An 11,791-nucleotide genomic window follows, 5' to 3' on the forward strand; every position below is an offset into this window, starting at 1 on the left:
CCACGAGCTGCAGGGGCGCTCTACGCCCTTGCGCTCCCGGCTTGCAGCCTGAAGCTGAGAACTTGAAGCTGCCCGGAGGGCTCCTCATGAGCTACGTGATCGACCGACGCCTCAATGGCAAGAACAAGAGCACGGTGAACCGCCAGCGGTTTCTGCGACGTTACCGTGACCATATCAAGAAGGCCGTCGAAGAGGCGGTCAGCCGCCGCTCCATTACCGACATGGAGCACGGTGAACAGATCAGCATTCCCGGCCGCGATATCGACGAGCCGGTGCTTCATCATGGGCGCGGCGGCAAGCAGACTGTCGTGCACCCTGGCAACAAGGAATTTACCAGCGGCGAGCATATCCCCCGTCCACCGGGTGGAGGCGGCGGCCGAGGCCCCGGCAAGGCCGGAAACTCGGGCGAAGGCATGGACGAGTTCGTCTTCCAGATCACTCAGGAAGAATTCCTCGAATTCATGTTCGAGGACCTGGAGCTGCCGAATCTGGTCAAACGCAACCTGACCGGCACGGACACCTTCAAGACCGTGCGCGCCGGTATCAGCAACGAGGGCAATCCATCGCGGATCAACATCATCCGCACCCTGCGTTCGGCCCACGCCCGGCGCATCGCGCTGTCCGGCAGCAGCAGGACGAAACTGCGGGAGGTGAAGGAAGAACTGGCCCGCTTGAAACGCGAAGAACCCGACAACTTCGGCGATATTCAAGAACTGGAGGCGGAAATCGAGAAACTCAGCGCGCGCATTCACCGCGTACCGTTCCTCGACACCTTTGACCTGAAATACAACCTCTTGGTCAAGCAGCCCAATCCCAGCTCGAAGGCAGTGATGTTCTGCCTGATGGACGTCTCCGGCTCCATGACCCAGGCCACCAAGGACATCGCCAAGCGCTTCTTCATCCTCCTGTACCTGTTTCTCAAACGGAACTACGACAAGATCGATGTAGTGTTCATCCGCCACCACACCAGCGCCAGGGAAGTGGATGAAGAGGAGTTCTTCTATTCCAGGGAGACCGGCGGCACCATCGTCTCCAGCGCCCTGAAGCTGATGCAGGAGATCATGGCCGAACGCTACCCGGCCAATGAATGGAACATCTACGCAGCCCAGGCGTCCGACGGTGACAACTGGAACGACGACTCGCCGATCTGCCGCGACATCCTGATCAACCAGATCATGCCGTTCGTCCAATACTACACCTATGTGGAGATCACCCCGCGGGAACACCAGGCCCTGTGGTACGAATACGAACGCATCGCCGAAGCCTTTTCCGACACATTTGCCCAACAGCAATTGGTCTCGGCCGGGGATATCTACCCGGTCTTCCGTGAACTCTTCCAGCGCAGGTTAGTGACATGACCGCCAAAAAAGAGCAGAAGCGCCAGCCCATCTCCACCGGCTCCGAATGGACGTTCGAGCTGATCCAGGCCTACGACCGCGAAATCAGCCGTATCGCGGATCGTTATGCCCTCGACACCTACCCCAACCAGATCGAGGTGATCACCGCCGAACAGATGATGGACGCCTACGCGTCAGTCGGCATGCCGCTGGGTTATCACCACTGGTCCTACGGCAAGCATTTTCTGAGCACCGAGAAATCCTACACTCGTGGCCAGATGGGGCTGGCCTACGAGATCGTGATCAACTCCGATCCATGCATCGCCTACCTGATGGAAGAAAACACCATCTGCATGCAGGCACTGGTGGTGGCACACGCCTGCTATGGCCATAACAGCTTCTTCAAGGGCAATTACCTGTTCCGCACGTGGACCGATGCCAGCTCGATCATCGATTACCTGGTGTTCGCCAAGCAGTACATCATGCAATGCGAGGAACGCCATGGCATCGACGCGGTGGAGGATCTCCTGGACTCCTGCCATGCCTTGATGAACTACGGGGTGGACCGCTACAAAAGGCCATATCCGATCTCTGCCGAAGAAGAACGGCGGCGCCAGAAGGACCGCGAAGAACACCTGCAGAAGCAGATCAACGACCTGTGGCGGACCATTCCCAAGGGCGCCGACAAGTACAACGAGAAGGACAACGCACGCTTCCCGGCCGAACCCCAGGAAAACATTCTCTACTTCATCGAAAAGCACGCACCGCTGCTGGAACCGTGGCAACGGGAAATCGTGCGCATCGTGCGCAAGATTGCCCAGTATTTCTATCCACAGCGCCAGACGCAGGTCATGAACGAAGGCTGGGCCACGTTCTGGCACTACACCCTGATGAACGACCTGTACGACGAAGGGCTGGTTACCGACGGCTTCATGATGGAGTTCCTGACTTCTCATACGAGCGTGGTGTTCCAGCCTGGTTTCGACAGCCCCTACTACAGCGGCATCAACCCTTACGCATTGGGCTTTGCCATGTACCGCGATATCCGCCGCATGTGCGAGAACCCCACCGAAGAGGACCGTCGCTGGTTCCCTGAAATTGCCGGTTCGGACTGGCTGTCCACCCTGAAGTTCGCCATGAGCAGCTTCAAGGACGAGAGCTTCATCCTGCAATACCTCTCGCCCAAGGTGATCCGCGACATGAAGCTGTTCAGCATCCTCGATGATGATCAGAAGGATGACCTGGTGGTGCCCGCCATCCACGATGAAAGTGGCTATCGGATCATCCGTGAGACCCTGGCTGCGCAGTACAACCTGGGTAATCGCGAACCCAACGTGCAGATCTACAGCATCGACCGTCGAGGAGACCGCTCGCTGACCCTGCGCCATCAGGCACACAACCGTAAACCGCTGGGCGATTCGACCGATGAAGTGCTCAAGCACCTGCATCGCCTATGGGGCTTCGACATCCACCTGGAAACCCTGCAGGGTGACCAGGTAATGAAAACCCACCACGTACCACCCAGGAGCGAGCAAACCGAGGGGGACTACGGCCGCCTGGACCTGGCTGTCATTCATCTTTGATTTCGTTTTCCACCTCCGAAGACCGGGCGCAAGGGTTATCCTGTCGGGTCAACGGAGGTTTTTTATGCAGATCTATAAAGTCGGCGGCGCGGTGCGCGATCGCTTGCTGGGCATTCCCGTCACGGACATCGACCGGGTCGTGGTGGGAGCCACCGCCGAGGAAATGCTCGCCAAGGGATTTCGTCCCGTGGGAGCTGACTTCCCAGTCTTCCTGGACCCGAAAACGGGAGAGGAATACGCCCTCGCCCGCACCGAACGCAAAAACGGCCGCGGCTATGGCGGCTTCGTGTTCCACGCCAGCCCGGACGTGACGCTCGAGCAAGACCTGATTCGCCGGGACCTGACTATCAACGCCATGGCCGAGGACGATAACGGCCATGTGTTCGACCCCTACCACGGCCAGCGCGACCTCGAAGCTCGGGTGCTCCGTCACGTTTCCCCCGCATTCGCCGAGGACCCTCTCCGAGTCCTGCGAGTGGCCCGCTTTGCCGCACGCTATGCCCCGCTGGGCTTCAAAGTGGCGGACGAAACTCTCGAACTGATGCGCCAGCTAAGCGAATCCGGAGAGTTGGAGGCATTGACGGCCGAGCGTAGTTGGAAGGAGATTTCCCGCGCGCTCATGGAACATCAGCCTCAGGTATTCATCCAGGTGTTGCGCGACTGCACGGCCCTCAGGGTCCTGATGCCCGAGGTGGACGCGCTGTTTGGCGTACCGCAGCCTGAGGCCCATCATCCGGAAATCGATACCGGCGCGCACACGTTGAGCGTGCTGGAGCAGGCCGCCCGGCACCGACAACCACTGACGGTCCGCTGGGCATGCCTGTTACACGACCTGGGAAAAGGACTTACGCCCGAACACGAATGGCCAAGACACATCGCCCATGAACACAAGGGGCTGAAGCCGATCAAAGCGCTCAACGAGCGCTTCAAGGCGCCACGCGATTGCCAGGAACTGGCGCTGCTGGTTGGGCAATACCATACCCATGGCCATCGCGCGCTTGAATTGAAAGCGTCCACCTTGCTCGAGCTGTTGCAGAGTTTCGACGTTTACCGCCGACCACAACGCTTCGAGGAATTCATTGCCGCCTGTGAAATGGATGCGCGGGGGCGCAAAGGGCTGGAAGACAGAAGTTATCCACAGGCGGATTACCTGCGGGGCGCAGCAGCCGCTGCCCGTGGAGTGGCGGTGCAACCATTGCTGGAAAAAGGCTTCAAGGGGCCGGAGCTGGGTGAGGCGATCAAGCGCGAGCGTCTCAAGGCATTGAAAGCCTACAAGGAAGCGGCGAGCTGAAGGAAGCGTGATGGCAAGTTGGATTGGCCCTGCATAAGCCATCTATCGCAATCAGGCGCGCTCCCCACGGTGGATCTCGCTTGAACACCTGACCGATATCATCCGAGAAGATCGATGTGGGAGCGTGCGGACGATAACGACGTTCGCTTCACAGCATGGTCGACGGCGTAAGCTGCTGGCCTCGCCATTCGAAAGCCACCGGTGCCAGTACCTGATCGATCTGGGCTTCCTCCCACAGAGCGGCGAAGCTCTTGCCTACGCCCGGATGTATCCGATCCGGCGCCATCAGCGATAAAGGCCACAAGACGAAGGCGTTCTTGAGGATTTCCGCGCGCGGCAGGATCAGCCCGTCGAAGTTGCCCACCTGCTCGCCATACAACAACACGTCGATATCCAGCGGCAGCCCCTTGCGATCCGGCGCATAACGACCATTGTCCGCCTCGATGAACTTGAGACGACGATCCAGCTCCATCAGCGGCAGATCCGTGAAGGCCGACACGACAAAATTGAAGAATGGCCCGCTCTTGATGCCCACTGGCTGGCTTTCGAACACTGCCGAACAGCGAATGTCCACCAGGAAGCCCGCAAGGGCTTCAAGCCCGGCTCGCAAATGGGCTTCACGCTCGATATTGCTGCCGAGCCCGAGAAAAACCTGTGTCAGCGACATCCGCGCTCGATCTCCACGCCAACGCCGCTGGCCGCCGGGACGGCACCAGGCTTGGTGACCTTCAGACGCAGCCAGGTAATCTTGAACTCGTCCATCAGCTCCTGGGCCAAGCGTTCGGCAAACGTCTCGACCAGCTGGAACCGGGCCTGTCCGGCAAATGCCTGGATGCGTGACGATACGCTGGCGTAATCGAGTGCCAGGCTCAGGTCATCGCCGGCAGCGGCCGGACGATTATCCCAGGCGAAACTCAGATCAAGCCGCAGGCACTGTCGGATGTCTCGCTCCCAGTCGTAGGCACCAATTACCGTGTCGACTTCCAGGCCCTCGATAAACACTCTGTCCAAGCACTCTTCTCCGCAGCACGACAAGGGCGCAATGCGCCGTTAGAATCAGGGCGTCCTCGCCCGGAATAGTTAGCATGTTTTGGTTACTGGCGATCCTCGCCTACCTGCTCGGCTCGCTGTCCTTCGCCATTTTGCTCAGCCGCCTGACGGGTCGCCCCGATCCGCGAACGAGTGGTTCAGGCAATGCCGGTGCCACCAACATGCTGCGCCTGGCCGGACGCAAGCTTGCCATCCTGACCCTGCTCGGCGACCTCTGCAAAGGTCTTGTACCGGTCCTGATCGCCAGCCTTGCAGGGCTTTCCCTGGAGCAACAGGCCTGGATCGGTGTCTGCGCGGTCATCGGCCACCTGTTCCCGCTGTACTTCCGCTTTCGCGGCGGCAAGGGTGTCGCCACCGCCGCCGGGATGTTGCTGGGTCTCTACCCGCCCGCCGCCTTGCTGGCCGTTTCGGCCTGGCTACTGATGTTCTACCTGACCCGCACCAGCTCACTGGCCGCACTGATCGCCACACCATTGACCCTGCCGCTGCTGGCCTGGCAGGAACCGGCGGCCCTGTTGCCCATGACAGCGCTCGTGGCGCTGATCGTCTGGCGCCATCGGGGCAATCTACGCGACCTCTTCGCCGGGCGCGAACGGCATTTTTAAATGACGCTTCACAGGGGCGACAACTGCTCCATGGGCCAGCGCGCCTGCACGCTGATCGCAAGACTTTCCTGCTGGCCGGCCTGCAGTCGCTGGCATCCAGCAAAAGCGATCATCGCGCCGTTATCGGTGCAGAACTGCGGCCGCGCGTAGTAAACGTCGCCCTTCATGTCGCCGAGCATTTTCTCCAACGAGAGCCGCAAGGCCTTGTTCGCACTGACTCCACCGGCGATCACCAGGCGCTTGAGCCCGGCCTGCTTCAGGGCGCGCTTGCACTTGATGGTCAAAGTCTCCACCACGGCCTGCTGGAACGCCAGCGCGATGTCGCAACGGGCTTGCTCACTGTCGTCCCCGGCGCCAACGCATTGTTGCCAGGTATTCAAGGCAAAGGTCTTCAAGCCGCTGAAACTGAAATCCAGTCCGGGTCGGTCGCACATCGGGCGCGGGAAAACGAAACGCCCCTCCACGCCCTGAGCCGCAAGCCGGGCGATTTCAGGGCCGCCAGGATAATTCAGGCCCATCATCTTCGCGGTCTTGTCGAAAGCCTCACCGGCCGCGTCGTCCAGGGATTCGCCCAACAGCTCGTATCGACCGATGCCGTCGACCCGGACCAACTGCGTATGACCGCCGGAGACCAACAAAGCGACGAACGGAAACTCCGGCGGCTGCGCCTCCAGCATCGGCGCCAGCAGGTGGCCTTCCATATGATGCACACCCAGGGCCGGCACCCCCCAGGCAAAGGCCAGTGCCTGGGCGCATGAGGCGCCCACCAGCAAGGCCCCCACCAGGCCGGGACCGGCGGTGTAGGCCACGGCGTCGATCTCGGTTGGGGCGCAGTCGGCTTCGGCCAGGACCTGGCGAATCAAGGGCAGCATGCGCTTGACATGATCACGGGACGCCAGCTCCGGCACCACGCCACCATAGGCACGATGCAGATCGATCTGGCTGAACAGCGCATCGGCCAGCAGGCCGCGTTCGCTGTCGTAAAGCGCGACGCCGGTTTCGTCGCAGGAAGTTTCTAATCCCAGTACTAGCATGGGTTTGCGCCTTGTGGAGGCTGAATTCGAAGGCGCGCATAATAGTCGCCGCGTGGTGCCCCGACCAGCGGTTTTCGATCAGAGGCTTTGCATTCCGAGCGTTGAGGGGTTAACATCCGCAACCCTTAAAAACCGACGTCTTCAAGTGCTCTTTTGCCGCGAGGATGTTGACCCCGGTAATGAATGAAGGTAGCTCTGGATGCCAGCCGTCAAAGTAAAAGAGAACGAACCCTTCGACGTAGCTCTGCGTCGTTTCAAGCGCTCCTGCGAAAAAGCCGGTGTTCTGGCTGAAGTTCGTAGCCGCGAATTCTACGAGAAGCCGACTTCCGAGCGTAAGCGCAAAGCAGCAGCTGCTGTTAAGCGTCACGCCAAGAAAGTTCAGCGCGAACAGCGCCGCGCCGTACGTCTGTACTGATACACAGACGTTCGTAGCAAGCTTCTGCCAAGCCCGGCCCTCAAGCCGGGCTTATGGCATTTGCGGAACAACGCTTGAGTTTCATCGTCAAAGCCGCAGACGCGACCGAGACAACTGCTTTACCGCGTCAGACCTGGCTTTTTGGCCAGCGGTGCACGTCTCTCCTGACGAGCCTTCCGAGGCTACTGACGAGCACACCCTGATTCCTCTAACGACGATCAGCCCAAGGCACCTGCTTGCGTGCCCGCTCCATGAGCTATCCGAGGCCTGACCGGCCGTTACCGGACTCAGCGCAATATTATTCAGACCGTCGAATACTGACAGTAATTAACGTCAGTGGATTATCGGCAGATACACTTCCCGACAGCAATGACGCAGATGACCCGGTCGAGCCACCGCTTCAACAGTGCCTCTAGATCTTGAACCGGTTGCGCCTGCCGATTTCGGGGCCTTATTTCACGCAGTGACGACGAGAACGCCATGGCCGGGTTGATTCCCCAGAGCTTTATTGACGACCTCCTGAACCGCACCGACATTGTCGACGTGGTCAGCTCTCGCCTGCAGATGAAGAAAGCCGGCAAGAACTACACTGCCTGCTGCCCGTTCCACAAAGAAAAGACCCCTTCCTTCAGCGTCAGTCCCGACAAGCAATTCTACTATTGCTTCGGCTGCGGTGCTGGCGGCAATGCCCTCGGCTTCATCATGGACCACGACAACCTGGATTTCCCCCAGGCGGTCGAAGAACTGGCCAAAGCCGCTGGCATGGAGATTCCTCGGGAGGAAAGCGGTCGAGCGCGCAAGCCGCGTCAACCAACGGATTCACCGCTGTACCCCTTGCTGACCGCCGCGGCCGACTTCTACCGCCAGGCCCTCAAAAGCCATCCGGCTCGCAAGGCCGCCGTGGATTACCTCAAGGGCCGCGGCCTGACTGGCGAAATCGCCCGGGACTTCGGCCTCGGCTTCGCCCCGCCCGGCTGGGACAACCTGTACAAGCACTTGAGCAGCGACACGCTCCAGCAGCGCGCCATGATCGACGCGGGCCTGCTGATCGAGAATGCCGAGACCGGCAAGCGCTACGACCGTTTCCGTGATCGGGTAATGTTTCCGATCCGTGATACTCGGGGACGAATCATCGCCTTTGGGGGCCGTGTCCTGGGCGACGACAAGCCCAAGTACCTGAACTCGCCGGAAACTCCGGTATTCCATAAGGGCCAGGAGCTCTATGGCCTGTATGAGGCGCGCAAGAACAATCGCAACCTCGACGAGATCATTGTCGTGGAAGGCTACATGGACGTTATCGCCCTGGCTCAGCAAGGCCTGCGCAATGCCGTGGCGACCCTGGGAACAGCCACCAGCGAAGAGCACATGAAACGCCTCTTTCGCGTGGTGCCCAGTGTGCTGTTCTGCTTCGACGGCGACCAGGCCGGCCGCAATGCCGCCTGGCGCGCACTGGAAGCGACATTGCCGAGCCTGCAGGATGGCCGCCGGGCGCGCTTTCTGTTTCTACCCGAGGGAGAGGACCCGGACACCCTGGTGCGTTCCGAAGGGACCGACGCCTTCCGCGCCAGGATCAACCAGCACGCACAACCATTGGCCGATTATTTTTTCCAGCAGTTGACCGAAGAAGCCGATCCGCGCTCCCTCGAAGGCAAGGCCCACATGGTCACGCTTGCAGCGCCGTTGATCGACAAGGTGCCCGGCGCCAACCTGCGCACGCTGATGCGCCAGCGGCTTACCGAAATCACCGGGCTCAGTAGCGAGACCGTCAGTCAGATGGCCCACAGCGTCCCACAGGAGGCGCCACCGGCTTATGACCCAGGCATCGATTACGACGCGATGCCGGATTTCGCCGACTATCATCAACCTCAACAGGACTACGCGCCGCAACAGGAATGGACGCCGAAGAAAACCGGCAGCGGTGGCAAGAAATGGGACAAGAAACACTGGGACAAGAACGGCAAGCGCGGTGATCGCGACCAGCCACGTGCCCCGCGCGTGCCGGCCGCCGTCGAACCTCCGACGCTGGCCGCCCTGCGCACCCTGCTGCATCACCCGCAACTGGCCGAAAAGGTCGAGGATGCGGGGCACTTCGCCGCCGAGGACCACAGCAACACGCAATTACTGGTCGCACTCCTTGAAGCCGTGCAGAAGAACCCCCGGTTGAACTCCTTCCAGTTAATCGCACGGTGGCACGGTACGGAGCAGGGGCGCTTGTTGAAGGCCTTGGCCGAAAAGGAATGGCTGATTGATGGAGATAACCTTGAACAACAGTTTTTCGACACCATTACTAGCTTGTCCGCCCGCCAACGCGAGCGAAACCTGGAGCAACTTCTGCGAAAAGCTCGTCAGAGCGAGTTGACCAGCGAAGAGAAAAACCAATTGCGCGACTTACTCAGCCGCAATGTTTGCGCATCAAACCCGACCTCAACTGGCGCGTGAGGTCACAGCTCAGGTATAATCCTCGGCTTGTTTTTTGCCCGCCAAGACCTTCAGTGGATAGGGTGTTATGTCCGGAAAAGCGCAACAGCAGTCTCGTATCAAAGAGTTGATCCTATTGGGTCGTGAGCAGGGCTACCTGACTTACGCGGAGGTCAACGACCACCTGCCGGAGGATATTTCAGATCCGGAACAGGTGGAAGACATCATCCGCATGATCAACGACATGGGGATCAACGTATTCGAGGTTGCGCCAGATAAGGATGCCCTTATGCTGGCCGACGCCGATACCGACGAGGCGGCCGCGGAAGAAGCGGCAGCAGCGTTGGCGGCGGTCGAGACCGACATTGGTCGCACCACCGACCCCGTGCGCATGTACATGCGTGAAATGGGTACGGTAGAACTCCTCACACGCGAGGGCGAGATCGAAATCGCCAAGCGTATTGAAGAAGGCATCCGCGAAGTGATGGGCGCAATCGCGCACTTCCCTGGCACGGTTGACCATATTCTCTCCGAGTACACCCGCGTCACCACCGAAGGTGGTCGACTGTCCGACGTCCTGAGCGGCTATATCGACCCGGATGACGGCACCACGCCGCCCGCCGCCGAAGTACCGCCCCCCCTGGACGCGAAAGTCGACAAGGCCGACGACGACAGTGATGACGAGGACGCCGAAGCCAGCGAAGACGAGGAAGAGGCCGAAAGCGGTCCCGATCCGGTCATCGCCGCACAGCGTTTCGGCGCCGTGGCCGAGCAGATGGAAATCACTCGCAAGGCGCTGAAAAAGCACGGGCGTGACAACAAGCAGGCGATTGCCGAGCTGTTGGCGCTGGCTGAGCTGTTCATGCCGATCAAGCTGGTGCCCAAGCAATTCGAAGGCCTGGTCGAACGTGTTCGCAGTGCCCTGGATCGCCTGCGTCAGCAAGAGCGCGCGATCATGCAGCTGTGCGTTCGCGATGCCCGCATGCCGCGTGCCGACTTCCTGCGTCAGTTCCCTGGCCACGAAGTCGACGAGAGCTGGACCGATGCCCTGGCCAAAGGCAAGACCAAATACGCTGAAGCCATTGCCCGCCTGCAACCGGACATTATCCGTTGCCAGCAGAAATTGAGCGCGCTGGAGGCCGAAACCGGCCTGAGCATCGCCGAGATCAAGGACATCAACCGTCGCATGTCGATCGGTGAGGCCAAGGCCCGCCGCGCGAAGAAAGAGATGGTCGAAGCGAACCTTCGTCTGGTGATTTCCATCGCCAAGAAGTACACCAACCGCGGCCTGCAATTCCTCGACCTGATCCAGGAAGGCAACATCGGCCTGATGAAGGCGGTGGACAAGTTCGAATACCGTCGCGGCTACAAGTTCTCGACCTATGCCACCTGGTGGATCCGTCAGGCGATCACCCGCTCGATCGCCGACCAGGCCCGCACCATCCGTATCCCGGTGCACATGATCGAGACGATCAACAAGCTCAACCGCATTTCCCGGCAGATGTTGCAGGAAATGGGTCGCGAACCGACCCCGGAAGAGCTGGGCGAACGCATGGAAATGCCTGAGGACAAGATCCGCAAGGTACTGAAGATCGCCAAAGAGCCGATCTCCATGGAAACGCCGATCGGTGACGACGAAGACTCCCATCTGGGTGATTTCATCGAAGACTCCACCATGCAGTCTCCGATCGATGTCGCCACCGTCGAGAGCCTCAAGGAAGCGACTCGCGAAGTACTCTCCGGCCTCACCGCCCGGGAAGCCAAGGTACTGCGCATGCGCTTCGGGATCGACATGAATACCGACCACACCCTTGAGGAGGTCGGTAAGCAGTTCGACGTGACCCGTGAGCGGATTCGCCAGATCGAAGCCAAGGCGTTGCGCAAGTTGCGCCACCCGACGCGAAGCGAGCACCTGCGCTCCTTCCTCGACGAGTGACCCTGGAAAACCCCGGCCCTGCCGGGGTTTTTTTCATGTGCAGATAAAATCCCCTCCGTTACGCCCCCTACCCTGTTGCCCGTCTACACTCGAAACATCCTCCCCAAAATCATGACGAGACC

Annotated in this window: 10 protein-coding genes; 7 read left to right on the top strand and 3 right to left on the bottom strand. The window is 60.1% G+C overall.

What is annotated here, in order from left to right; genetic code table 11:
* The first annotated feature begins 86 nt into the window (after positions 1–86).
* The 3 genes from AC1M7R_RS08620 to AC1M7R_RS08630 all read left to right on the top strand — a co-directional run bounded on the left by AC1M7R_RS08620 (position 87) and on the right by AC1M7R_RS08630 (position 4,211).
* Complete coding sequence (locus AC1M7R_RS08620; RefSeq protein WP_072389725.1) at positions 87–1,358, top strand: YeaH/YhbH family protein; 1,272 nt, start codon at positions 87–89, stop codon at positions 1,356–1,358.
* Complete coding sequence (locus AC1M7R_RS08625) at positions 1,355–2,920, top strand: SpoVR family protein (protein WP_072389728.1); 1,566 nt, start codon at positions 1,355–1,357, stop codon at positions 2,918–2,920. Before AC1M7R_RS08620 ends, AC1M7R_RS08625 begins: the two co-directional genes overlap by 4 nt.
* A 64-nt stretch (positions 2,921–2,984) precedes the next feature.
* A complete protein-coding gene (locus tag AC1M7R_RS08630; protein ID WP_072431957.1) occupies positions 2,985–4,211 on the top strand; it encodes a multifunctional CCA addition/repair protein in 1,227 nt (408 codons plus the stop codon).
* Between the two features lie 148 nt (positions 4,212–4,359).
* Here the strand turns inward: AC1M7R_RS08630 and folK are convergent, their stop codons facing one another.
* Positions 4,360–4,878 carry a 2-amino-4-hydroxy-6-hydroxymethyldihydropteridine diphosphokinase gene (gene folK, locus AC1M7R_RS08635; RefSeq protein WP_072389736.1) on the bottom strand — a complete coding sequence of 173 codons (519 nt, stop codon included), beginning with the start codon at positions 4,876–4,878 and terminating at the stop codon, positions 4,360–4,362.
* Positions 4,869–5,222 (bottom strand): dihydroneopterin aldolase, encoded by a 354-nt coding sequence (gene folB, locus AC1M7R_RS08640; RefSeq protein WP_072389739.1) that lies wholly within the window; start codon positions 5,220–5,222, stop codon positions 4,869–4,871. Before folB ends, folK begins: the two co-directional genes overlap by 10 nt.
* A gap of 74 nt (positions 5,223–5,296) precedes the next feature.
* On the opposite strand from folB, the gene plsY reads away from it, so the two are divergent.
* Positions 5,297–5,866, top strand: a complete 570-nt coding sequence (gene plsY / locus AC1M7R_RS08645; protein ID WP_072389742.1) for a glycerol-3-phosphate 1-O-acyltransferase PlsY — start codon at positions 5,297–5,299, stop codon at positions 5,864–5,866.
* An 8-nt stretch (positions 5,867–5,874) separates the two neighbouring features.
* Here the strand turns inward: plsY and tsaD are convergent, their stop codons facing one another.
* The gene (tsaD, locus tag AC1M7R_RS08650; RefSeq protein ID WP_072431956.1) at positions 5,875–6,900 is read right to left on the bottom strand and encodes a tRNA (adenosine(37)-N6)-threonylcarbamoyltransferase complex transferase subunit TsaD; all 1,026 of its coding nucleotides are present in this window, start codon (positions 6,898–6,900) and stop codon (positions 5,875–5,877) included.
* A gap of 199 nt (positions 6,901–7,099) precedes the next feature.
* On the opposite strand from tsaD, the gene rpsU reads away from it, so the two are divergent.
* The 3 genes from rpsU to rpoD all read left to right on the top strand — a co-directional run bounded on the left by rpsU (position 7,100) and on the right by rpoD (position 11,669).
* Complete coding sequence (gene rpsU, locus AC1M7R_RS08655; protein ID WP_002551877.1) at positions 7,100–7,315, top strand: 30S ribosomal protein S21; 216 nt, start codon at positions 7,100–7,102, stop codon at positions 7,313–7,315.
* 480 nt (positions 7,316–7,795) lie between these two features.
* Positions 7,796–9,754, top strand: coding sequence for a DNA primase (dnaG, locus tag AC1M7R_RS08660; protein WP_076406085.1), 1,959 nt, complete (start codon positions 7,796–7,798; stop codon positions 9,752–9,754).
* Positions 9,755–9,821: 67 nt separating this feature from the next.
* Positions 9,822–11,669: an RNA polymerase sigma factor RpoD gene (rpoD, locus tag AC1M7R_RS08665; protein WP_072389752.1), complete on the top strand. Its 1,848-nt coding sequence runs from the start codon at positions 9,822–9,824 to the stop codon at positions 11,667–11,669.
* The last annotated feature ends 122 nt before the right edge of the window (positions 11,670–11,791 follow it).

The sequence above is a fragment of the Pseudomonas sp. MS01C9 genome, from assembly GCF_058202755.1.

Bases quoted from the DNA above. Each gene is read 5' to 3' on its own strand.
- AC1M7R_RS08630 (WP_072431957.1), top strand. From the start codon at position 2,985: ATGCAGATCTATAAAGTCGGCGGCGCGGTGCGCGATCGCTTGCTGGGC.
- rpsU (WP_002551877.1), top strand. From the start codon at position 7,100: ATGCCAGCCGTCAAAGTAAAAGAGAACGAACCCTTCGACGTAGCTCTG.
- tsaD (WP_072431956.1), bottom strand. From the start codon at position 6,900: ATGCTAGTACTGGGATTAGAAACTTCCTGCGACGAAACCGGCGTCGCG.
- AC1M7R_RS08625 (WP_072389728.1), top strand. From the start codon at position 1,355: ATGACCGCCAAAAAAGAGCAGAAGCGCCAGCCCATCTCCACCGGCTCC.
- dnaG (WP_076406085.1), top strand. From the start codon at position 7,796: ATGGCCGGGTTGATTCCCCAGAGCTTTATTGACGACCTCCTGAACCGC.
- AC1M7R_RS08620 (WP_072389725.1), top strand. From the start codon at position 87: ATGAGCTACGTGATCGACCGACGCCTCAATGGCAAGAACAAGAGCACG.
- rpoD (WP_072389752.1), top strand. From the start codon at position 9,822: ATGTCCGGAAAAGCGCAACAGCAGTCTCGTATCAAAGAGTTGATCCTA.
- folK (WP_072389736.1), bottom strand. From the start codon at position 4,878: ATGTCGCTGACACAGGTTTTTCTCGGGCTCGGCAGCAATATCGAGCGT.
- plsY (WP_072389742.1), top strand. From the start codon at position 5,297: ATGTTTTGGTTACTGGCGATCCTCGCCTACCTGCTCGGCTCGCTGTCC.